At 70.6% G+C, this 20,873-nt stretch carries 21 protein-coding genes; 8 read left to right on the forward strand and 13 right to left on the reverse strand.

The genetic code is table 11. The features are described from left to right. Window positions 1-25: 25 nt before the first annotated feature. The 7 genes from EDD32_RS03345 to EDD32_RS03375 form a co-directional block, all read right to left on the reverse strand. A complete protein-coding gene (locus EDD32_RS03345) occupies window positions 26-967 on the reverse strand; it encodes a sugar phosphate isomerase/epimerase family protein (RefSeq protein ID WP_123914593.1) in 942 nt (313 codons plus the stop codon). A gap of 92 nt (window positions 968-1,059) precedes the next feature. Continuing rightward, window positions 1,060-2,019 (reverse strand): substrate-binding domain-containing protein, encoded by a 960-nt coding sequence (locus EDD32_RS03350; RefSeq protein WP_123914595.1) that lies wholly within the window; start codon window positions 2,017-2,019, stop codon window positions 1,060-1,062. Between the two features lie 97 nt (window positions 2,020-2,116). Then, window positions 2,117-3,145, reverse strand: a complete 1,029-nt coding sequence (locus EDD32_RS03355) for an ABC transporter permease (RefSeq protein WP_123914597.1) — start codon at window positions 3,143-3,145, stop codon at window positions 2,117-2,119. A 70-nt stretch (window positions 3,146-3,215) separates the two neighbouring features. Next, window positions 3,216-4,706, reverse strand: a complete 1,491-nt coding sequence (locus tag EDD32_RS03360) for a sugar ABC transporter ATP-binding protein (RefSeq protein WP_123914599.1) — start codon at window positions 4,704-4,706, stop codon at window positions 3,216-3,218. Window positions 4,707-4,711: 5 nt separating this feature from the next. Continuing rightward, window positions 4,712-5,902: a cupin domain-containing protein gene (locus EDD32_RS03365; protein ID WP_123914601.1), complete on the reverse strand. Its 1,191-nt coding sequence runs from the start codon at window positions 5,900-5,902 to the stop codon at window positions 4,712-4,714. Window positions 5,903-6,014: 112 nt separating this feature from the next. Then, entirely contained in the window at window positions 6,015-6,422 is a 408-nt protein-coding gene (locus EDD32_RS03370; protein WP_123914603.1) for an RbsD/FucU family protein, read from the reverse strand. A 38-nt stretch (window positions 6,423-6,460) separates the two neighbouring features. Beyond that, entirely contained in the window at window positions 6,461-7,162 is a 702-nt protein-coding gene (locus tag EDD32_RS03375) for an L-ribulose-5-phosphate 4-epimerase (protein WP_246005959.1), read from the reverse strand. A gap of 400 nt (window positions 7,163-7,562) precedes the next feature. Between EDD32_RS03375 and EDD32_RS03380 the strand changes: the two genes are divergently transcribed. Continuing rightward, the gene (locus tag EDD32_RS03380; RefSeq protein ID WP_170175187.1) at window positions 7,563-8,561 is read left to right on the forward strand and encodes a LacI family DNA-binding transcriptional regulator; all 999 of its coding nucleotides are present in this window, start codon (window positions 7,563-7,565) and stop codon (window positions 8,559-8,561) included. A 99-nt stretch (window positions 8,562-8,660) separates the two neighbouring features. Further along, entirely contained in the window at window positions 8,661-10,310 is a 1,650-nt protein-coding gene (locus tag EDD32_RS03385; protein ID WP_123914609.1) for a transposase, read from the forward strand. Between the two features lie 174 nt (window positions 10,311-10,484). Here the strand turns inward: EDD32_RS03385 and EDD32_RS03390 are convergent, their stop codons facing one another. The 3 genes from EDD32_RS03390 to EDD32_RS03400 are packed head-to-tail and all read right to left on the reverse strand — an operon-like array spanning window position 10,485 to window position 12,579. Further along, window positions 10,485-11,576: an IS630 family transposase gene (locus tag EDD32_RS03390; RefSeq protein WP_123914611.1), complete on the reverse strand. Its 1,092-nt coding sequence runs from the start codon at window positions 11,574-11,576 to the stop codon at window positions 10,485-10,487. A 43-nt stretch (window positions 11,577-11,619) separates the two neighbouring features. Next, window positions 11,620-12,081 carry a DUF421 domain-containing protein gene (locus tag EDD32_RS03395; RefSeq protein ID WP_123914613.1) on the reverse strand — a complete coding sequence of 154 codons (462 nt, stop codon included), beginning with the start codon at window positions 12,079-12,081 and terminating at the stop codon, window positions 11,620-11,622. A gap of 12 nt (window positions 12,082-12,093) precedes the next feature. After that, window positions 12,094-12,579 (reverse strand): hypothetical protein, encoded by a 486-nt coding sequence (locus EDD32_RS03400; protein ID WP_123914615.1) that lies wholly within the window; start codon window positions 12,577-12,579, stop codon window positions 12,094-12,096. Window positions 12,580-12,678: 99 nt separating this feature from the next. Here EDD32_RS03400 and EDD32_RS03405 point away from each other — a divergent pair, with 99 nt between their 5' ends. Next, window positions 12,679-12,930 carry a DUF2530 domain-containing protein gene (locus tag EDD32_RS03405; RefSeq protein WP_123914617.1) on the forward strand — a complete coding sequence of 84 codons (252 nt, stop codon included), beginning with the start codon at window positions 12,679-12,681 and terminating at the stop codon, window positions 12,928-12,930. 60 nt (window positions 12,931-12,990) lie between these two features. Then, entirely contained in the window at window positions 12,991-13,329 is a 339-nt protein-coding gene (locus EDD32_RS03410; protein WP_123914619.1) for a hypothetical protein, read from the forward strand. A gap of 62 nt (window positions 13,330-13,391) precedes the next feature. On the opposite strand, the gene EDD32_RS03415 is transcribed toward EDD32_RS03410, so the two are convergent. The 3 genes from EDD32_RS03415 to EDD32_RS18700 all read right to left on the reverse strand — a co-directional run bounded on the left by EDD32_RS03415 (window position 13,392) and on the right by EDD32_RS18700 (window position 15,502). Continuing rightward, window positions 13,392-14,162 (reverse strand): N-acetylmannosamine-6-phosphate 2-epimerase, encoded by a 771-nt coding sequence (locus EDD32_RS03415; RefSeq protein WP_123914621.1) that lies wholly within the window; start codon window positions 14,160-14,162, stop codon window positions 13,392-13,394. Beyond that, window positions 14,159-15,169, reverse strand: a complete 1,011-nt coding sequence (locus EDD32_RS03420) for an ROK family protein (RefSeq protein WP_123914623.1) — start codon at window positions 15,167-15,169, stop codon at window positions 14,159-14,161. The genes EDD32_RS03415 and EDD32_RS03420 overlap by 4 nt, the downstream gene beginning before the upstream one ends. 168 nt (window positions 15,170-15,337) lie before the next feature. After that, a complete protein-coding gene (locus tag EDD32_RS18700) occupies window positions 15,338-15,502 on the reverse strand; it encodes a hypothetical protein (protein ID WP_170175188.1) in 165 nt (54 codons plus the stop codon). Between the two features lie 296 nt (window positions 15,503-15,798). Here EDD32_RS18700 and EDD32_RS03425 point away from each other — a divergent pair, with 296 nt between their 5' ends. From EDD32_RS03425 to EDD32_RS03440, 4 genes are all read left to right on the forward strand, one after another. Beyond that, a complete protein-coding gene (locus tag EDD32_RS03425) occupies window positions 15,799-16,869 on the forward strand; it encodes a LacI family DNA-binding transcriptional regulator (protein WP_123914625.1) in 1,071 nt (356 codons plus the stop codon). Then, window positions 16,866-18,485: an FAD-dependent oxidoreductase gene (locus tag EDD32_RS03430; RefSeq protein WP_123914627.1), complete on the forward strand. Its 1,620-nt coding sequence runs from the start codon at window positions 16,866-16,868 to the stop codon at window positions 18,483-18,485. Before EDD32_RS03425 ends, EDD32_RS03430 begins: the two co-directional genes overlap by 4 nt. A gap of 67 nt (window positions 18,486-18,552) precedes the next feature. Next, complete coding sequence (locus EDD32_RS03435) at window positions 18,553-19,863, forward strand: ABC transporter substrate-binding protein (RefSeq protein WP_123914629.1); 1,311 nt, start codon at window positions 18,553-18,555, stop codon at window positions 19,861-19,863. 3 nt (window positions 19,864-19,866) lie between these two features. Next, window positions 19,867-20,793, forward strand: coding sequence for a carbohydrate ABC transporter permease (locus EDD32_RS03440; protein WP_123914631.1), 927 nt, complete (start codon window positions 19,867-19,869; stop codon window positions 20,791-20,793). Window positions 20,794-20,873: the final 80 nt, after the last annotated feature.

Genomic DNA, 20,873 nt, shown 5'->3' on the forward strand with positions numbered 1-20,873 from the left:
CTTCCGCGGTCTGTCGGCGAGAGGACTACAGGGCCAGGACGGCCTGCTCACGGTCCCGGAAGTACGTGACCGTATCGCGGACGAGAACGTCCAGCTTCGCCGGGTCGGGACGGCCGTTGCGCGCGTGGTACGGCGCGCCCCCCGGTCCGAGCGGCTCGGGTGTGACAAAGCGACCGGGCGCGTTGTGACCGATGAGGTACAGCGCCATGATGATCGTGTCGAGATCCATCGACCCGTCACCCAGCGCCGTGCGGTTGCTGTCGGCCATGTGGAGGTTCACGAGCGCGTCGCCCGCCTGCAGGATCGCCCGCGGGATGTTCGTCTCCTCGGACTGCATGTGGTACACGTCGCCGTTGATGTGCGCGACACCCGGGTGACCCACCGCATCGATGTATGCGAGCGCATCGGCCACCGTGTGAACGAGCGACACCTCGGCCGACCGGATCGGCTCGATGGCTGCCTTGACCCCGTTCGTGACGAACGTGTCCGCGACGAGCCGCAGTGCCCTGACGCTCCGGTGGAGCTCGGAGCTGTCGTAGGCGTCGGGGCGTCCGACGGCGCCGGGGACGACGAGGAGGTAGTGGCCGCCGACCGCGGCGGTGAAGTCCACCTCACGCCGGATGTAGTCGAGCGCCTCCTGCTGCTGAACGGGGCGGTTGCTCGACAGGTCGTTGTCGTCCGAGAACATCCCGCAGACGCCCGAGACGGCCAGACCGTGGCGTTGCAGGATCTCCATGGTCTCGTCCACGCGGTACCCGAGGTCGGGTCCGTAGTGGTTGCCATGAAGCTCGATGAACCTCAGGCCCGCCGTCTCCAGACGGGCGCACGAGACGTCGAGCTCCTCGATGCCGAATCCCCAGTTCGACCACGAGAGGTTGAGGGGGGTGGTGAAGCGGCTCGGGTCCGACTGCTTGGCCTCGAGGAAGTCGTGGCGGATCTCTTCACGCCACTTGTCAACATTCTGCATGTGTCCGGCTCTCCTGTAGTGCCGTCCCGTCGGGCGGCGCGACGTACTCTCGTGCTGGGGCGGCCGAGCGGTGCCCGGCCGCCCCGTGCGTGTCAGAGGTACTCGGCGACGTTCGACTCGTCGATGACGATGACGTCGACAGGCTGGTCCTCGGGGACGGTCTCCCCGGCTGCGACCTTGATGGCGTCCTCGACCGACATGGAGCCCATGAGCTTGGACTGCTGGGCGATGGTCGCGACCAGCTCTCCTGCCTCGACCGCGGCAACGGCGTCGGCGCCGCCGTCGATACCGATGACCTTGACCTCACCGAGCATGTTGGCGCTGCGCATCGCCTCGATGGCGCCCAGCGCCATCTCGTCGTTCATCGCGAGGAAGCCGGTGATGTCAGGGTTGGCCTGCAGCATGTTCTGAGCGACGCTCAGCCCCTCCGAGCGCTGGAAGTTGGCTGTCTGGGAGCCGACCACCTCGATGTCGGGGTAGTCGGCGAGCACGTTCTCGAAGCCCTGGCCACGGTCGATCGTCGGGCTGGCCCCGGGGACCCCCTCGAGGATGGCAACCTTGCCCTCGCCGCCCATCGCCTCGAAGAGCGTCTCGGCGGCGATCTCGCCGGCAATCACGTTGTCGGTGCCGAGGTGCCCCAGAACCTCGCCGCCGTTGGCGCGCCGGTCCACGGTGATGACCGGAATGCCCGCCTCGTTGAGCGCCTCCACCGAGCTGATGATGGCGTCACCATCGGTCGGGTTGAGAATCGCCACGTCGACACCCTGGGAGATGAAGTTGAGGATGTCGTTCGCCTGCTGCGAGGCGTCGTCGCTCGCGTCCGCGACCGTCACCTCGATCCCGGCGGCCTCGGCGGCCTCGGTGACCCCCTCCTCCATGGAGACGAAGAACGGGTTCTGCAACGTGGAGATGGAGAAGCCGATCACGGGGCCGTCGGCTCCGGCCGCCGTGTCGTCCACCGTGCCGGGGGCCGGGTCGCCACCCGAGCAGGCGGAGAGCGCGAGGGCGCTCGTCATCGCGAGTGCGGCGGCCAGTGTCTTGTTGATACGCATGTGAGTCCTCATCGTCGAGTCGGTGGCTGAATGCCTGGTCGTGCGATTGCTGCAGATGTGGTTGGCCCGGTCGTCGGGCATGACACGTGGTGCGTTCTCAGCTGCGGGCCGCCTCCCGTCGCTGCCGAAGGTTCTCGATCAGCACGGCTCCGGCGATGACCAGGCCGATGACGACCTGCTGCCAGAAGCTCGAGACGTTCATGAGGTTCAGGCCGTTCCGGAGTACCCCGATGATGAGGACCCCGATGGCTGTACCGGCGATCGACCCGTAGCCACCGGCGAGGCTCGCCCCGCCGATGACGACGGCGGCGATGACGTCGAGCTCGATGCCCGTGCCGGCGGTGGGCTGGGCGGAGCTCAGCCTCGCCGTCATCAGGACGCCGCCCAGCCCGGCGAGCAGGCCGGCGACCGCGTAGACGCCCAGCGTCATCCGCTTGACCGGCAGGCCGGACAGACGCGCCACCTCGTAGTTGGCACCGAGGGCGAAGAGTCCGCGCCCGCTGGGCTTCCAGCGGAAGTAGGCGGCGGCCACCAGGAACAAGATGACCGCGATGAGCAGCGAGGAGGGCAGCCAGCCGCCGATGTAGTAGGTGGCCAGGTTGCGGAACTCGTCGGGGTAGCCGGACAGCGGCTTCCCGTCGAGGACCACCAGGGCGAGACCCCGGGCGACGGACATCATGGCCAGGGTCGCGATGAAGGCGGGCAGGCGCCCGTAGACCACCATGAGGCCGTTGAGCACGCCAGCGACCAGACCGGTGGCCAGCGCAGCAAGGGCAGCGACCCAGATGTTGACGCCCTCCACGACGTGGAGGTATCCCACCACCGCGCCGGCGAGGCCCAGAACCGCACCCACCGAGAGGTCGATGCCGCCGAGGATGATCACGGCCGTGCCGCCGATCGCGATGACGGCGAGGATCGCCACCTGCTGGCCGATGTTGAAGATGTTCGACCACGTCATGAAGGACGGGGACATGAGAGCCAGGAACGCGAAGAGCACGACGAGCGCGGCGAACGGTCCGGTGCTCGAGGGCAGCTTGCGTCGAAGCTTCGCCTGCGGCGTGGCCGGACGGGATGCCGCTCCGGCCGCTCCGCCGCTGGGCGACGTTGCCGTCGTCGGTTGGGACATCTGGTCTTTCCTCTCGGTACCTGCTGGGCGGTGCCTCCTGGCGTCCACCAGGAGGCTGCGGATGGAGCTCCTAAGCGACGGCAAGAGCCATCACCGACTTCTCGTCAGCCTCTGACCGGTCGACGATCCCGGCCTGCTTGCCGTGGCTGAGCACCAGCACCCGGTTCGACAGGCCGAGGACCTCGGGCATCTCGCTGCTCACGACGATCACGGCCGCACCGAGCTTCGCCAGCTCGTGGATGATCGAGTAGATGGCCGCCTTTGCGCCGACGTCGATGCCGCGGGTCGGCTCGTCGAAGATGATGATCTGGGGGTTGAGCATCAGCCACTTCGCGATCACGACCTTCTGCTGGTTGCCGCCGGAGAGGGTCTGCGCGAGCTCGGGGAGGTGTCCCTTGAGGCCGACGTCGCGGGAGATCTTCTCGACCTCGCGCGCGAGCCCGCGGTTGTCGACGACTCCCCTGAGGAGTCCTCGCTTCGGCAGGCCGATGTTGTCGGCGATCGTGATGCGCTGAGCGAGCCCGGCCTCACGTCGGTCCTCGGGGATGAGCGCCATGCCGTGCCGGACGCCGTCGATCGGCGAGTGGACGTCGACCTCGCGGCCGCCGACGCGGATGGATCCCGACGTGGCGGGCTCGGCGCCGCTGATCGCGTTGACCAGCTCGCTGCGCCCGGAGCCGACGAGCCCGGCGATGCCGAGGACCTCTCCGCGCCGCAGCGTGAAGCTGATGTCGGTGAACGCGCCCCTGCGCGTGAGGTTGACGACCTCGAGCGCCACCTCGTCGGTCGGGTCGACCGGGTCGGGGTAGATGTTCTCGATCGCCCGCCCCACCATCGCCTCGACCATGGCGCTCTTGGGCACGTCCCCCGTCGGCCAGCCGCCCACCCTCGCGCCGTCACGCAGCACGACGATCTCGTCGGCGACCCGGGCGATCTCCTCGAGACGGTGCGTGATCCAGACGATCCCCACTCCACGGGACCTGAGACTGTCGGCGATCCCGTAGAGAATCTCCACCTCCTCCTGCCCGAGGGTGGCCGTGGGCTCGTCGAAGACCAGGACCTTCGGGTCCTGGGAGAGCGCCTTGGCGATCTCGACGAGCTGCTGGACCGCGATGGAGCAGGTGGCGGTGGAGGTGTCCGGTGCGAGACGGAGTCCGACCTGCGCGAGGAGCTCGGCCGCGTGCGCGTTCATGGCGCGGCGGTCGACCATCCCGTACCTCGTGGGCTGCCGGCCGATGAAGATGTTCTCGGCGAGGGTGAGGTTGGGCAGGAGCGACAGCTCCTGGTGGATGAGGACCACGCCGGCCTCGGCGGCGTCCTTGGGTCCCGCCGGCGTGAAGGGCTCCCCGTCGAGAGTCATCGAGCCGCCGTCCGGCGCGTGGACACCGGACAGGACCTTCATGAGGGTGGACTTCCCCGCCCCGTTCTCACCGATGAGTGCCACCGTGCGCCCGTAGCGGACCTCGAGGTCGACGCCGTCGAGCGCGCGGGTGCCCGGGAACGTCTTGACGATCTGCTTCACCTCCAGGGCCACGCCGCCCCGGGTGTCGGTCGTTGCCATGGGGCTCAGATCCCCAGCTCGACGTTGCCGGGGCCGAAGTGCTTGAGCACCACGAGCGGCTCGGAGTCGCTGGTGTTCTCGATGCGGATGCCGCGCCGTGCGGCAGCAGCCGTGACGAAGTACTCGTCCCGGGTGAGCTCGTTGATGCGCACCATGGTGATCGTGGCGAGGGGCTGGCCGTCGATCGTGCCGTGTCCCTGGGTCGCGATGAGGCCGTAGGCGTCCTGCTCGTCGATGACCGCAACCCTGCCGGGGTTGACGGTGAGCTCCTTGGCGCTGAATGCCGTGGAGCGGTAGACGATCCACCGCTCGGTGAAGTCCTCGCCTCCGTGGGCGAGCGAGAAGTCCGTCTCGTACGGGCTGAGCGCGCGGTTCTGGTGGAACGTCGGGTCGACGTTGCGCTCCCAGTCGAGCATCTCGACGAGGTAGGCGTAGTCGCCGTGGTGCTCCGGCGGTACGTCCTTCCAGAGCAGGTCCGCAGCGACCTCCATGTTGTTGCTCCACGACTCGTACATGGACAGCACGTCGCTCGCGGCCTGCGGCTCGTAGGTGCACACGCTCGACGGCGCATGGAGGATCCCGGCCGGGACGTCCCAGCCCTCGCCCAGACGGGTGCGGTACCCGATCGAGAGGTCGGTGATCCGGTTGTCGCCGCCGCGCTCGTGACGCACGAGGTGGTCGATCAGCTGCTCCGGGGTCGTCTCCGGGTGCAGACCCAGGTAGGTGATCGACTGCTCGCCCAGGTAGTTGTTCATCTGGGGGGCGTAGTAGTAGGCCTCGGGCTTGCCGACCTTCCCGATGAGGTTGGCGTGCTGGTCCATCGGGTGCATGTGGAAGGGAAGCGGCAGCCAGTTGTCGAAGAACTTCGAGTACGCGGGCCACTTGCCGTGCTCACGCCACAGCCGCTCCCCGATGATCGCGTCCTTGTGTGCGTCGATGAGCTCGTCCAGCGGGACGAGGACGCCACTGGGGTCGACCACGAGGCTCAGACCCTCGTACGGCCCGGTGCCGGGGCCGTTGTCCGCGCGGATGGCCGAGCCGAGCCACCGCTCGTCGATGCCGCCCCGGCCCTTGGCGAACGGGTAGTAGTCGTCAGGGTGGAGCCGGAGGCGCCGGCCGGGAGTGCAGAACGCGCGGGGCACCCAGCTCGGGGCGAGCCGGAGGACGCCGTCGGACGCGTTCGCGACTCGGTCCATGGCTGCCTGCGAAGAGTCCACCGGCAGGTCGAACGTGGTTTCTGGAGTCTCTGACACCGAATTGTCCTTCCGGGACGTGGTCGGCCGTACCGGCCGCTGAGAGGGAGAGTGGTTAGCGGGAGTGAGGCAGACCCTTGGCGAGGACGACGTTCGCCCACAGGCGCAGCTCACCGGTGGAGATGATGAGTCGGGCACGCTCGACGAGGTCGTAGTAGGACCACCGGTCGACGAGGACCCGGTCCTGCGAACCGGCGGCGTCGAGGAGTTCCTCCTGCACGGGCGTGAGCGCGGCGGCCCCGCTGTCCATCAGGACGGGGGGGTTGTCCGCGTCGATGGGGAACACCTCACGGATGGCGCGGGTCATGGTGACCACGTCCACGCCGGGTACCTCGACGCACTCGGCGGCGAAGCGGTGGGCCGGGAAGTTGGCGTCGACGACGGCGACGAGGTCCGAATGCCCCATCTCGTCGAGCGGCTTGAGCATGGCTCCGGTGAGGAGCGGGTTGATGCCCGTGAGCATGTCGATCTCCTTCGATCGGTCGGTCGTGCGGTGACCTGTCAGTGCTGGCCGTAGACGTTCTGGTACCGCTCGTACAGGGAGTCGATGTCGCTCTGGGGGATGCGGGTGGGCTCGCCCAGCTGGCGGGAGATGTGGACCGTGCGGGCGACCTCCTCGACCATCACTGCGGCCTTGACCGCCGCGCGGGCGTCCTTGCCGATGGTGAACGGGCCGTGGTTGGCCATGAGGACCGCCGGGGACCGCGAGCCCGACAGGGTCTCGACGATGCCGCGGCCGATGGAGTCGTCCCCGATGAGCGCGAACGGCCCCACGGGGATCTCCCCGCCGAACTCGTCCGCCATCATCGTCAGCACGCACGGGACCGGCTCGCGCCGCGCCGCCCACGCCGTGGCGTAGGTGGAGTGGGTGTGCACCACCCCGCCGACCTCGGGCATGTGTCGGTAGACGTAGGCGTGGGCGGCGGTGTCCGAGGAGGGCTGGAGCCGCTCGTCGGTGCCGTCGTCGATCTTGGTCCCGTCCAGGTCGCACACGACCATGACCTCCGGGGCGAGCTCGTCGTAGGAGACCCCCGAGGGCTTGATGACGAACAGGTCGGCGCCCGCGACCCGCTCCGAGACGTTCCCCGCGGTCCACACCACGAGCTCGTTGCGGGGCAGCTCCGCGTGCAGCGCGGCCACCCGCTCACGGGTCGCCGCCACCGCCGCGCGCACGTCCTCGGCGAGGTCGTCGGGGCGGATCACGACGCCAGCCTTGCGGCCCGCAGCACGCACACCCTCGGTCAAGAACACCGTCGTCCACTTCCCGCTTCTCGTCGTCGATCCGCTTCCGAGACTCGATGTTACCGGTAACACCAGCCACAGTGTCAAGCCGCGTGTGACCGGTAACATTGGACCATGGCCCGGAGTACTGTTACCGGTCACACGCCGGGGCGTCACAGGCCGATCTGCGTCCCGCAGAGCCGCTCCTGACGGACTCCACAGATCGAGATCGGACGCAGAAGACGGAGAGGACACGCAGGTGACCAGCGCTTCGAGGTCGGCGCGGTCCCTGGCTGCGGATGCCACGATGGGGGCGGGCCAGGGTCACCTGGGCGGCCGGCGCGTGAAGGGGGTTGCCGTGAACCGACCTCCGATCGCTCGGATGCGCGACGTCGCCCGGCGCGCGGGCGTGTCCCATCAGACCGTCTCGCGAGTCATCAACAACCCCGACCAAGTCAGCCCCGCGACGCGCGCCCGGGTCGTGAGAGCCATCGAGGAGCTCGGCTACAAACGCAACTCGGCCGCCCGCGCCCTGTCAGTGAACCGGTCGGGAACGATTGGTGTCATCGACTCCGGCTCACGAGTCTTCGGCCAGGAAGTCATGCTCGTCAGTGTCGAGGGCGCCGCCCGGGACGCCGGTTACGCCACCAGCGTCGCTCTGGTGCGCAGCCAGGACGACGAAGGTGTCCGGGAGGCTTTTGAACACCTCGTCGAGCTCCACGTCGAGGGCATCGTCGTGATGGGAAACACGGTGGCTCTCGCCGAGGCGGCTGCTCACGTCGCTACCCGTATACCCCTGGCGATGGTGTCGTCGAGCGAGGTTCACGCTCCCCAGATCATCCGCGTCGCTCCGGCCACCGCCGAAGCCGGACGCGTCGCCACAAGGCACCTCGTCGAGCAGGGTTTCCGCCGCATCGCCCACATCGCCGGCCCGGAGGGCTGGCTCGACGCCCACGCCCGTGAAGCAGGATGGCGCACCGAACTGGCGGCACACGGGCTCGCGGACGGCCCTGTGTACAGGGGCGACTGGATGCCCGAGGCGGGATACCGGGCGGGACGGACCATCGCGTCCTCCGGTCGCTTCGACGCAGTCTTCGCAGCCAACGACCACATGGCACTCGGAGCACTGTTTGCCTTTTCCGAGGCGGGCCTGCGCGTTCCGGACGACATTGCGATCATCGGATTCGACGACATTGTCGGCACGGCATTCTTCCAACCCCCGTTGAGCACGATCCGACAGAATTTCGACCTCATCGGCAGACACTGCATCGACCAGCTTCTCGCCGCCATCAACGGCGAGGAGGCTCACGATGTGGTCGTACCCACCGAACTCATCGTCCGTGCGAGCTCGCTCCATACCGGCGTGTCGGGAGGCGGCTAGGGCGCCCCCACGTCGAGGTGCCCGACCGCTGCTAGGAGAGCGCTGAACAATGCGTGTCCTTGCCCGGTGTGTGGGTCGGGTTCGGGAACGCTTGGGGTTATGCAGGGTCGATCGCGAGATCAGCGGGATCTGTTCGACGCGGAGTCGATGGCCGGGAACTTGCTCGAGCGGGGCAGTGTGTTCGCGTTCTTGGCCGAGCAGCGGTTGACGTTGTTCCCGGAGGAGATGTTCGCGGACTTGTTCCGCTCCTCGCGGGGACGTCCGTCGGTGCCGGCGGACGTGGTCGCCGCCGTCTTGGTGCTCCAGGCCTTGCATGGCCTGTCCGACCGGGAGGCCACCGAGGCCGTGGCGTTTGATCTGCGGTGGAAGGCGGCCTGCGGCCTGGGCGTCCAGGCGCCGGCGTTCCACCCGACGACGTTGACGTACTGGCGCCGCCGCCTCGCGGCGTCGGAGCGGCCGAACCGGATCTTCGAGGCCGTCAACGCGGTGGTGATGGAGACCGGGGTGCTGCGCGGGAAGAACCGGCGGGCGCTGGACTCCACGGTGCTCGAGGACGCGGTCGCCACCCAGGACACCGTGACCCAGCTGATCGCCGCGATCCGCCGGGTCGCCCGGGAGGTCACCGGCGGCAAGGAGCTGGTCGCCGCGCACTGCACCCGCCACGACTACTCCTCGCCGGGTAAGCCGCGGATCGCCTGGGACGATCCCGGCGCGCGGGACGAGCTCGTCTCGGCCCTGGTGAGCGACGCGCTGGCGTTGCTGGCTCACCTGAACGTCGGGTCCCTGGAGGAGGACGAGGCCCAGGTGGTGGCCTTGTTGGCGGTGGTCGCCGGGCAGGACGTCGAGCCGGCTGAGGGCTCCGACGGTACGGACGGGCGCTGGCGCATCGCGCGCAAGGTGGCCTACGACCGGGTGATCTCCACCGTCGATCCCGCGACGCGCCACGCGCACAAGACCGTGGCCCAGCGCCGGAACGGGTTCAAGGCCCATGTCGTGGTCGAGCCGACGACGGGGCTGTTCACCGCCACGAAGCTGACCAAGGCCGCCGGGCCGCAGTCCGCCGACGGGAGCGTCGGGACGGACCTGCTGGCCGCGGACACCACCCTGTCTCCCGAGTCCGCCGAGCCCGCCGAGGACGCAGCACAGGCCGAGGATGCCCCGCAGGCCATGGCAGGGCCGCAGGCACCGGCCCGGCAGATCCCCGTCGAGGTCCTCGCCGACTCCGCCTACGGCACCGGCGAGGCGCTGGCCGCCCTGGAGGCGGCTGGGCACACCGCGATCATCAAGCCCTGGCCCCTGCGCCCGGCCGTCCCGGGCGGGTTCACCCTCGAGGACTTCACCGTCGATGAGGCCGCCGGCACCGTGACCTGCCCGAACGGGCTGACCCGCACGATCAGTCCCAAGCGGAAGGTCACCTTCGGGGCCGGCTGCCGCGGCTGCCCGCTGCGGGATCGCTGCACGACCTCGGCCCGTGGCCGCAAGCTCGACCTGCACCCCCACGACGGGCTCCAGCGCGCCCACCGCGCCCGAGCCCAGCAGCCCGGGTTCCAGGACACCTACCGCACTCTGCGGCCGATGGTCGAACGCTCCATCGCCTGGCTCACACGCGGCAACCGCAAGGTCCGCTACCGCGGGATCGCCAAGAACGACCACTGGCTCCACCATCGCGCCGCCGCCATCAACCTCAAGCGCCTACTCACCCTCGGTCTGCAGCGCACCGGCGGGACCTGGGTGATGGCTACCGCGTGAAGCAGCCGCGCAGCCTGGTCCCACAGCGGTCCCCGGGCACACAATGGGCCCCGCGGGCAGGCCCGACCTCGTGTCCAGCCAGGTGCTGTGACCGCCGCCAGACGGCCTTGAGGCAACCTGCCCGCTCAGCCTCACCCCGCACCACCAGCAAACAGCGCCTTGTTCAGCGCTCTCCTAGTGTCCTGCGCCGGTAGTTCGTTGAAGAAGTCGTTTGAGTGAGTCGAGGATCTGCTCGGCGGTCTTGGTCCAGATGAAGGGCTTGGGGTCCTCGTTCCAGGCTTTGACCCAGTTGCGGATGTCGGCCTCGAGGGCCTGGACGCTGCGGTGGTCGGATCGTTGGAGCAGGTCGGCGGTGACGTAGGCGAAGAACCGCTCGACCTGGTTCAGCCAGGACGAGTACGTCGGGGTGAAGTGCATGTGGAAGCGCGGGTGTGCCGCGAGCCAGCGGTTGACCGTGGGGTGCTTGTGGGTGCCGTAGTTGTCGCAGATCAGGTGGACGTCGAGGTGGTCGGGGACCTCGGTATCGATCTTGGTCAGGAACTTCTTGAACTCCACGGCGCGGTGCTTGCGGTGCAGTGAGGAGATCACGGTGCCGTCGGCGGTGTTGAACGCCGCGAACAGGCTGGTGGTGCCGTGCCGGACGTAGTCGTGGGTGCGTCTCTCGGGCATGCCGGGCATCATCGGGAACGCCGGCTGGGACCTGGCCAGGGCCTGGACCTGGGACTTCTCGTCCACGCACAGCACCACCGCGGACTCCGGCGGTTGGAGGTAGAGCCCGATGACGTCGTAGACCTTCTCCACGAAGAGCGGGTCGTTGGAGAGCTTGAACCCGTCCTCGCGATGCGGCTTGAGCTCGAACGCCTTCCAGATCCGCCCGATGGTCGACCTGCTCAACCCGGTGCGCTCGGCCATCTTCGCCCGCGACCAGTGCGTGGCGTTCTTCGGTGTCGACTCCAGGGTCGCGACCACGACGTCCTCGACCTGCTCGACACTGATCGAGGCCGGCCGCCCCGGGCGCGGGTCGTCGCTCAGTCCGTCCAGACGGTGCTCGACGAACCGGGTACGCCACTTGCCCACCGTCGCCGCGGCGCACCCCAGGCGCGCCGCCACCGTCTTGTTGTCCAGCCCCTCCGCACACGCCAGCACGATGCGCGACCGCAACGCAAGCGCCTGGGACGACTTCGCCCTTCGCGACCAGCGCGTGAGCTGCTCGCGCTCGTGCTCGGACAGGACCAGCTCGGCCTTGGGGCGCCCAGATCGCGACATACCCCAGTCTACGACTTATGGTATGGATTTCTGGCGCACGACACTAGGTCTCCGGCGCGGCGTTCGCCTTCGGCACCACGGAGATCCCGCCCGAGGTCTCCAGCACCGCCCACTTGATCTGGTCCAGCCGCTCGAGCCCCTGCGTCTCGCGGGCGGCGGCGAGGACGTCGTCGGTGGAGATGTGCTCCTTGCGCATGACGGCGTCCAGCATCCTGCCGTCCTCGACGAGGATCACCGGGACGGACTCGGTGGCCCGCTGGAACGCCGGGAACCGCCACGCGAGGTAGTCCGAGCCACGGTCGAAGAGGAAGAGCGTGGCGATGACGAGGGCGGCGTGGGTGAGGGAGAAGTCCTCGCCGAGGAGCGCCTGCTGCGTGGCCTCGCCGACGATGAGGAGGATGATGAAGTCGAACGTCGTCACCTGGGACAGCGAGCGCTTCCCGGTGAGACGGAAGATCACCAGCAGCACCAGGTACACGGCCAGCGCGCGGAGCACGGCGTCCATGGACGAACCTCCTCAGGGCAGGACGAGCTGGGAGACGGCGACGGTGTCCGCCCCGACGGTGATCTCGCCGTCGAGCCGGCCGTACTTCGCGGCCCGGAACGTCAGGGTCATCTCGATCTCGCCGGGGCGCTCCACCGGCAGCTCGAGGATGACGCCGCCGGGGACGGCGAGCTGCTCGGACGGCTCGGGCGAGATGCTCTGCACGTCCACCCCGGAGAGCCAGGGCCCGGTGAGCTCGGCGGTGATGACGCCGTCCTGGACCGCGTCGGCGGCGAAGATCAGCGTGAGGCTCTCATCGGCCTCGTGGTGGGCGATCCGGTCGTACTCGACCGTGACCAGCCCGCCGTCGCTCTCGGTCACCGTCCAGCTCAGCGGGCCGGTGCCGAGCAGCCCGACCAGACCGGCGAGGACGAACAGGGCCAGCGCCACCCAGCCGATGCGTTGAGCGGTCCACTCCCGCCGCTGGAAGGACTCGTGCTGCCTGATCTCGAGATCCACCGCGACCTCCTACCGGTGCGCGCGAGCGCCGCGCGGGCCACCACCTCGGAACCTAGCGCCAAACCCGCAGGTCCGCCCGGACGCACCTACGATCGAGCCATGCCGGACCCGCACTTCTTCGACCGTCGCCCGGACCCGCCGACGGCGAAGGTCAACGCCATCACGCTGACCGTGACCGGCACGGTGGTGTGGATCCTGGCGACGGCGGTCGTGGGCTTCCTCAACCTCCGCGGCTCGGTCCCGGACGAGTGGCTGTGGATCTGCTTCGCGGGTTTGGGCATGGGGGTCGTCGGAGTGGCGTGGGGGTACGTGCACGAGTACCGCGCACGGCGACGCTCCGCCAGGGGCTGAGTACCTCCCGACGGCGGAGCGGCGCTCTACGCTGGGACCACACCCCCACGGGAGGTCGAGATGAGCGAGCAGCCCACGAAGACCGAGCAGGCCGGCGCCGACGGCGCGGCCACCGCGCCCGAGCGCGAGCACTACGACGTCTTCGACCAGCTCATGGACGCCGTCGCCGCGGGCGACCTCACCCAGGACGCGGCCATCGCGATCTACCGCGACCTCAAGCCCGTCGCGGTCCAGGAGGTCATCCCCGGGACCCCGCACCGGCACGAGCTCATCGCCAACACCGGCGAGGAGTGGTGCATCGACTGCGGCGGCCCGGCCCGGGCGTGCCCGGTGGGCAACGGCGCGCCGACCGAACGTGAGGGGCAGCCGTCGGCCAACGATCCCTTCGTCGCCGAGTGAGAGTGGTGTGCCGGGATCACTCGGCAACCGAGTGATCAGCCGCGGCCGGCATGCCCGATCGGTCAGGCCTCGCCCGACAGCGCGTCGACGAACCACGACGTGATGGTCGTCGGGTGGGTGATCGCCGTTCCGACGCAGACGGCGTGAGCGCCGGCCGCGAGCGCGGCGGCGGCCTGGGTGGGTGTGTGGATGCGCCCCTCGGCGATCACGGCGACGCCGACAGATGCGACCACCTGCTCGAGCAGCTCCAGGTCGGGGCCGTCGGTCCTCGGTCGCTCGCCGGTGTACCCCGCCAGCGTGGTGCCCACGAGGTCCGCACCCGCGTCCGCGGCGGCGAGGGCGTCGTCGAGCGAGCCGCAGTCGGCCATGACGAGGACACCCGCGGACAAGCCCGGGCCGCCGGGGCGCCCGCCCGGCCCACCGGTCCGCTCGCGCAGCCCCGAGATCGTCTTCGCCAGGGTGAGCCCATCCGGTCGCGGACGGCGGGTGCCGTCGACGGCGACGACGTGCGCGCCCGCAGCGGCGACGGCGATCGCGTGCTCCAGCGTGGGGGTGATGAAGACGCCGTCGGCGCCGTCCTTGATGAGCCCGATCACCGGGACGTCGACGGCGGCGACCACCTGGCGGATGTCCTCCGCGCCCTGTGCGCGGATGGCTGCGGCGCCGCCCGCCACCGCGGCGGCAGCCACCTGGGCCATCGTGCGCGGGTCGCGCATCGTCTCCCCGGGGTAGGCCTGGCAGGAGACGATCAGCCGTCCGCGCGTCGCCTCGACGACGTCTTGATCACCGCGAGCTCGTCCGGTGGCTGTGCCGTCACCACCGCGTCGGTTCATGCCGTCACCCCTTCGTGTTCTCGTCCGCGTTCCGCCAGGAGGTCCCAGGCGCCGCGGGCGGCGCCGACGATGGCCGCCTCGTTGCCGAGCGCGGCCCGCAGGAGCGGGATGCCGGCGAGCGGGTCGATGAGCTCGGCCCGCAGCGCGGCCTCCATCGTGTCCCACCACAGCTCGCCCGAGCCGGCCAGCCCGCCGGTCACCAGCACGGCGTCCGGGTCGAGCACCGTGACGATCCCCGCGGTGCCCCGGCCGACGGCGGTGGCGGAGTCGCGCACCGCGCGGACCGCGACCTCGTCACCCGCGGCGGCCCGGGCCACGACGTCGCGGGCGTCCGGACTCGCCACGTCGCCCCCGAGGGCCAGGTACCGGCGGTACAGACCCGGGCCGGCGCCGATGGCCTCGAGGTGCCCGAGCCGTCCGCAGGTGCACCGCAGACCCTCCGCACCGGGAACCGGCAGGTGCCCGATCTCGCCGGCCACGTGATGGGCGCCGCGCAGCGGTGACCCACCGAGCACCACCGAGCCGCCGACGCCGGTCCCGACCGCAACGACCAGGACGCTGCCGAGCCCGGCGGCCGCGCCGACCCAGGCCTCCCCGCTCGCGTGGGCGTCGACGTCGTTCTGCACGTGGACGCCGACCTCACCCATCTCGGGCGCGAGCCGCGCACGCACGCCGTCGGCGACGGCGGTGCCGGTCCAGCCGGGCAGGACATCGGTGGCGGAGACGATCCGGCCACGGCCGACATCGACGACGCCGGCCGTCCCAATGCCCACCGCGAGGCGGCCGCCGGTCGGCACTGCGTCCGCACGGCCCAGCCGGTCCGTGGTCCCGACGCCCGCCCGGGTCAGCTCGAGGACGAGCCCGGCGACGGCGTCGAGCACGGCAACCGGCCCGCCCGCGGCAGGGGTGCGCACCTCGAGCACCTCACCCAGCGTCCCGTCGGCCGCGACGAGCGCCCCGGCGGTCTTCGTGCCGCCGAGGTCGATCCCGACCACCGTTCGCTCCACGTCTGCTCCTCCTTCTCCGCCACCGCCGGGCCGGGGGCACGGCGCCACGCGCTACGCCCCCGGCCGCTGCGGATCCACCGGGTGGCCGGCCCGAGCGGCACCCGCCGCCCGGTCCAGCCACCCGGACCGTCCGGTCCTACCGTCGCACGGTCACGGTCAGCGGCTCGCTCACCGTCGTGCGGTGATGATGCCCTGGAACTCGAACACCGGCAGGTCGTCCTGCCCGGGTTCCTCCTCCGCGCCCGCGGCACCGGCCATGCCGGTGACCGCCAGCAGCGCCGCGCACAGCGTCGCCAGCGGCGCCCAGACCCTGCGGCGTTGTCGTGTCCTCATCGGTCGACCTCCGTTCCGTCCCGCTTCCTCGCGGGACTCGTGCGGCCCTCCGGCGGGCCATGCGGGAGGCCCTGAGCCGGTGGTGCTGGCGCGGTCCCGCCGGCCTGCGCCACTCAACTGAGTCATACGTAAAACAGCAAGACCCTTCCCGACGGCGATCCCGCCGTCCCAGCAGTCACCTCGGTTGCGCCCAGCGACCGTGGGTGACATCCGGACGAATCTCCTCGTGCCGAGCCCTTGTCGTTTTACGCAAAACCTGATTCGCTCACGCACATCGACCACGGAAGGACCCAAGGATGAGTCCGAGGACCCGGCGGGCCACTCAGGCCGACGTCGCCCGCCTCGCGGGCGTGAGCCAGACAACCGTCTCCATGGTGCTCACCGGCACCGGGACGGCGCAGCGCCGCGTCAGCGACGAGGTGCGCGAGCGGGTCCTGCGCGCCATCGAGGTCACCGGCTACGCGGCCAACCCCTTCGCCCAGCGTCTGGCCGGCGGCCGCACGAGCATCATCGGGGTCTACACCTACGAGTCGGTCTTCCCCCACTCGGCCGGCGACTTCTACCACCCCTTCCTCGAGGGCGTGGAGAACGAGGCCGAGCGCGCCGGCGTCGACCTGCTCATGTTCACCTCCCTCTCCGGCGCCGAAGGCCGCCGCCTCCAGGCCTCCGGCGGCCTGGGCCGCCTGCACGTGGCCGACGGGTGCGTCCTCCTCGGCCGGCACAGCCACACCGAGGACCTCGCCGAGCTGCTCAAGCAGGACTTCCCCTTCTCCTTCGTCGGGCGCCGCGAGGCCCCGGGCGGCAAGGTGCCCTACGCCGGCGCCGCCTACGACCTCGCCACCCAGCAGGTGGTGGAGAACCTCCTGGTCCTGGGCCACCGCCGGATCGTCCTCATCAGCGAGTACACCGACCACGAGTCCATCGAGGACCGCGCCCGCGGCTACCGCCGGGCGATGGCCCGCGCCGGCCTGCAGCCCGTCACCTTCGACGAGCCGGACCTCGGCTCCGGCGAGCTCCTCGACGCCCTGCGCCACGCCGGCGTCACGGCCGCCCTGGCCTCGTCCGACCTCGCCGCGCCCCTGCGCCGCGCCGCCCTGGCCCGCGGCCTCGACGTCCCCGGCGACCTCTCCATCGCCCGCCTGGGCGACCCGGAGCACCCCGACACCGAGGACGTCGACTGGTCCGGCTTCCTCATCCCCCGCCAGGAGATGGGCGCCGAGGCGCTGCGCGTCGTCCTGCGCCAGCTCACCCCCATCGAGGGGGACGAGGACCTCCAGGTCCTCATCCCGTGCGCGGTCGTCCCCGGGACGACCGTCGCGCGGCACCACTCCCCGGCCGGCCGGCCGGCTCCCAGCGGAAAGGCATGAGCGTGCACGAAGCACACACCCAGGTCCTCGTCGTCGGCGGAGGTCTCGGCGGCGTCGCGGCCGCCCTCGCGGCGGCGCGGCACGGCGCGTCGGTGATCCTCACCGAGGAGTTCGACTGGCTCGGCGGCCAGCTCACCTCCCAGGGCGTCCCGCTCGACGAGCACCCGTGGATCGAGGACTTCGGCTGCACCGCGTCCTACCGCCAGCTCCGTGACGGCATGCGGGACTACTACCGCCGCAACTACCCCCTCACCCCCGCCGCCTACGCCAAGCGCGACCTCAACCCCGGCGCGGGCTGGGTGAGCAAGATCTGCGTCGAGCCGCGCGTGGGCGTGGCGGTCCTGGACGAGATGCTCGCCCCGCACCGCTCCGGCGGGCGGATCCGCGTGCTGCAGCCGGTCCGCCCGGTGTCCGCCGAGGTCGACGGCGACGCCGTGCGTGCCGTCACCGTCGAGGATGTGCGCACCGGCGAGCGCACCACCATCACCGCCGACTACGTCGTCGACGCCACCGAGACGGGCGACCTGCTGCCGCTCACCGGGACCGACTACGTCACCGGCTTCGAGTCCGCGGCGGAGACGGGGGAGCCCAGCGGCCCGGCGGGGGCCCAGCCCGAGAACATCCAGGCGGTCAGCGTCTGCTTCGCCATCGAGCACCTCGACGGCGACCACACCATCGACCGGCCCGAGCAGTACGACTACTGGCGCAGCTACGCGCCGGACTTCTGGGGCGGGAACCTCCTCGGCTGGGCCGCCCCGCACCCGCGCACCCTCGAGGTGGTCGAGCGCCACTTCGAGCCCAACCCCGGCGACGACGCCCTCGCGGTCTTCGCCGACCAGAGCCTCAACCCCGGCGACGGCAACCTGTGGACCTTCCGCCGCATCGCCGCGAAGGACCTCTTCGAGCCCGGCACCTACCCCAGCGACATCACCCTGGTGAACTGGCCGAGCATCGACTACTTCGACGGCCCCCTCATCGACGTCCCGACCGATGTGGCCGCCGCCCGCCTCCACGACGCCCGGCAGCTGAGCCTGTCGATGCTGTACTGGATGCAGACCGAGGCCCCGCGCCCCGACGGTGGCGCCGGCTGGCCGGGGCTGCGTCTGCTCCCCGAGGTCATGGGCACGGCGGACGGTCTGGCCATGGCGCCCTACCACCGTGAGGGCCGGCGCCTCCGGGCGCTGGAGACCGTGCGCGAGCAGGACGTCTCCCTCGCCATCCGCGGCGAGGGCGGGGCGCGCCGCTACCCCGACAGCGTCGGGGTGGGGATGTACCGCATCGACCTGCACCCCTCCACCGGCGGCGACACCTACATCGACGTCGGCGCCGAGCCCTTCGAGATCCCGCTCGGCACGCTCATCCCCCGCACCACCACCAACCTGCTCGCCGGCTGCAAGAACATCGGCACCACCCACATCACCAACGGCTGCTACCGCCTCCACCCGGTGGAGTGGAACGTCGGGGAGGTCGCCGGCGTCCTCGCGGCCACCTGCCTGCAGGACGGCACCACCCCCCACCAGGTCCACGCCGACCCCGCGCTCGTCGAGCGCCTGCAGTCCCGCCTCGTCGCCGACGGCGTCGAGCTGCGCTGGCCGGAGCACGTCCGTGGCTACTAGTCCCCTCCCACCCCGCACACCCGACCGCCGCCGCCCGGCGCCCGGTCACGCCAGAAGAGGAGTTCTCATGGTTCAGCGTCGAACAGTCCCCGCCCTCGCCCTGCTCATGCTCGGCGCCGGCACCCTCGCCGCCTGCTCGTCGGGCGGCGACGACGCTGGCTCCGGCGGCGATTCCGCCACGGAGGCCGCCGGCCCGGTGGACCTGCGCATGACCGTGTGGACCGCGAGCGAGGACCACCTCGCCCTCTTCGACGAGATCGCCGCCGAGTACGTCGAGGAGAACCCCGACGCCTTCTCCTCGGTCACCTTCGAGGCGGTGCCGTTCGAGGACTACACGACCACCCTGACCACCCAGCTCGCGGGCGGCAACACCCCCGACCTCGCCTGGATCTTCGAGTCCAACGCCCCGGAGTTCGTCCAGTCCGGCGCCCTGGCCGACATCAAGCCCACCCTCGAGGGCGCCGAGGGCTACGAGTTCGACGACATCCTCCCCACCGCCCTGGACCTGTGGTCCGCGGACGAGGGGCTCTACGCCTACCCGTTCTCCAACTCCCCGTTCGTCATGTTCGTCAACACCGACCGCATCGCCGAGGCCGGCCAGGACAGCCCCGCCGAGCTCGTCGAGTCGGGCGGCTGGACCTTCGACGCCGCCCGCGAGATCTCCACCGCCACCACCGAGCAGCTCGGCGGCGCCGGCCTCATCGTGCGCGACTTCAACTACAGCCTGTGGGAGAACCTCGCCACGGTGTGGGGCGGCTGGGGCGCGTCGCCCTGGTCCGAGGACGGCACCCAGTGCACCTTCACCGAGCCGGAGATGGTCGAGGCGATGACCTGGCTGCACGAGGCCACGTTCGCCGACGGCGCGATCCCCGGTCCCGGCACCAACGCCGACTTCTTCGCCGGCGACGTCACCATGACCATCACCCAGATCTCGCGCGCCTCCTCCCTCGACGGCAGCTTCGAGTGGGACGTCGTCCCGCTGCCCGAGGGCCCCGCGGGCCGGCAGAACGTCATCGGCCAGGCGGGCATCGGCGTCTTCGAGAACGGCGACAACCCCGAGGTCGCGGCGGACTTCCTCGCCCACTTCACCAGCCCGGAGAACGCCGAGAAGCTCGCCACGTACTTCCCGCCGCCGCGCGAGTCGCTGCTGACCGCCGAGACCCTCGTCGCAGCCAACCCGCTGCTGAGCGAGGAGCAGCTCGAGGCCGTGGTCATCGGCGGCATCACCGACGCCACCACCAAGCCCGCGCACGCGAACTTCGCCGAGCTCCAGACCACCGTGCGCGGCGAGCTCGACGCCCTGTGGAACGAGGGCGCCGACGTCGAGGCAGTCCTGGGCGACGTCTGCGCCGCGGCCGAGCCGCTGCTGCAGGACTGATCCATGGCGGTCCTGGCCACCAGCCTCCGGGCGGACCGGCGTCAGCGCCGGTCCGCCTGGCGGCGCCGCGACGCCGCTACCGGGCTGCTCTTCGTCAGCCCGGCGGTCCTCGGCTCGCTCGCCTTCGTCATCGCGCCCCTCGTGGCGGTGGTCTGGTACAGCCTCCACGAGTGGAACGTCCTCGCCGCGACCTTCACCTTCGAAGGTGCGGCCAACTACGAGCGCATGCTCGCCGACAAGGCCCTGCACGCCTCGCTCGCCGCGAGCGGCTGGTTCTCCCTCGGCCTGGTGGTGCTCAACATCTCCCTGGCGCTCGGGCTCGCCGTCCTGCTCAACCAGCGCCTGCCCGGCACCACGTTCTTCCGGGTCGCGTTCTTCTCCCCCGTGGTCGTCTCGCTCGTGGCGTGGACGATCGTGTGGGGGTTCCTCCTGCAGGTCGACGGCGGCATCAACTCCGCCCTCGGCGCGGTCGGGATCGACGGCCCGAACTGGCTGCGCGGCAACGTCACGGCGATGGTCGCCGTCGTCGTCGTCCAGGTGTTCAAGAACGTCGGCCTCAACATGATCCTGTTCCTCTCGGCCCTGCAGTCGGTGCCGGAGGAGATTCAGGAGGCGGCCACGCTCGACGGCGCCGGCCCGTGGCGGCGGTTCGTCTCGATCACGATGCCGATGATCAGCCCGACCATCCTGCTCGTCTCGATCCTCACCATCGTCGGCTCGCTGGAGACCTTCGCCCTCATCGACGTCCTCACCCAGGGCGGCCCGGGCAACTCCACGACGGTGCTCGTGTACTACCTCTACCGGCAGGCGTTCGAGTTCAACGAGTTCGGCTACGCCAGCGCGATCGCGGTGCTGCTCTTCGCGATCGTCCTCGCCCTGACGCTGCTGCAGTGGCAGACCCGAAAGCGGTGGGTGTTCCATGAAGTCTGACCAGACCGTCGCCCCCGAGCGGCCCGCGGCCACCCCGCCGCCGCCCGGCCCGGCGCCCGAGCCCGTCAGCTCCGCGCAGG

This window comes from Georgenia muralis (assembly GCF_003814705.1).
GTDB classification, from domain to species: domain Bacteria; phylum Actinomycetota; class Actinomycetes; order Actinomycetales; family Actinomycetaceae; genus Georgenia; species Georgenia muralis.

Coding starts and splice junctions, on each gene's coding strand:
- EDD32_RS03345 (WP_123914593.1), bottom strand. CDS start 967: ATGCAGAATGTTGACAAGTGGCGTGAAGAGATCCGCCACGACTTCCTC.
- EDD32_RS03350 (WP_123914595.1), bottom strand. CDS start 2,019: ATGCGTATCAACAAGACACTGGCCGCCGCACTCGCGATGACGAGCGCC.
- EDD32_RS03355 (WP_123914597.1), bottom strand. CDS start 3,145: ATGTCCCAACCGACGACGGCAACGTCGCCCAGCGGCGGAGCGGCCGGA.
- EDD32_RS03360 (WP_123914599.1), bottom strand. CDS start 4,706: ATGGCAACGACCGACACCCGGGGCGGCGTGGCCCTGGAGGTGAAGCAG.
- EDD32_RS03365 (WP_123914601.1), bottom strand. CDS start 5,902: ATGGACCGAGTCGCGAACGCGTCCGACGGCGTCCTCCGGCTCGCCCCG.
- EDD32_RS03370 (WP_123914603.1), bottom strand. CDS start 6,422: ATGCTCACGGGCATCAACCCGCTCCTCACCGGAGCCATGCTCAAGCCG.
- EDD32_RS03380 (WP_170175187.1), top strand. CDS start 7,563: ATGCGCGACGTCGCCCGGCGCGCGGGCGTGTCCCATCAGACCGTCTCG.
- EDD32_RS03385 (WP_123914609.1), top strand. CDS start 8,661: ATGCAGGGTCGATCGCGAGATCAGCGGGATCTGTTCGACGCGGAGTCG.
- EDD32_RS03390 (WP_123914611.1), bottom strand. CDS start 11,576: ATGTCGCGATCTGGGCGCCCCAAGGCCGAGCTGGTCCTGTCCGAGCAC.
- EDD32_RS03395 (WP_123914613.1), bottom strand. CDS start 12,081: ATGGACGCCGTGCTCCGCGCGCTGGCCGTGTACCTGGTGCTGCTGGTG.
- EDD32_RS03405 (WP_123914617.1), top strand. CDS start 12,679: ATGCCGGACCCGCACTTCTTCGACCGTCGCCCGGACCCGCCGACGGCG.
- EDD32_RS03410 (WP_123914619.1), top strand. CDS start 12,991: ATGAGCGAGCAGCCCACGAAGACCGAGCAGGCCGGCGCCGACGGCGCG.
- EDD32_RS03415 (WP_123914621.1), bottom strand. CDS start 14,162: ATGAACCGACGCGGTGGTGACGGCACAGCCACCGGACGAGCTCGCGGT.
- EDD32_RS18700 (WP_170175188.1), bottom strand. CDS start 15,502: ATGAGGACACGACAACGCCGCAGGGTCTGGGCGCCGCTGGCGACGCTG.
- EDD32_RS03425 (WP_123914625.1), top strand. CDS start 15,799: ATGAGTCCGAGGACCCGGCGGGCCACTCAGGCCGACGTCGCCCGCCTC.
- EDD32_RS03430 (WP_123914627.1), top strand. CDS start 16,866: ATGAGCGTGCACGAAGCACACACCCAGGTCCTCGTCGTCGGCGGAGGT.
- EDD32_RS03435 (WP_123914629.1), top strand. CDS start 18,553: ATGGTTCAGCGTCGAACAGTCCCCGCCCTCGCCCTGCTCATGCTCGGC.
- EDD32_RS03440 (WP_123914631.1), top strand. CDS start 19,867: ATGGCGGTCCTGGCCACCAGCCTCCGGGCGGACCGGCGTCAGCGCCGG.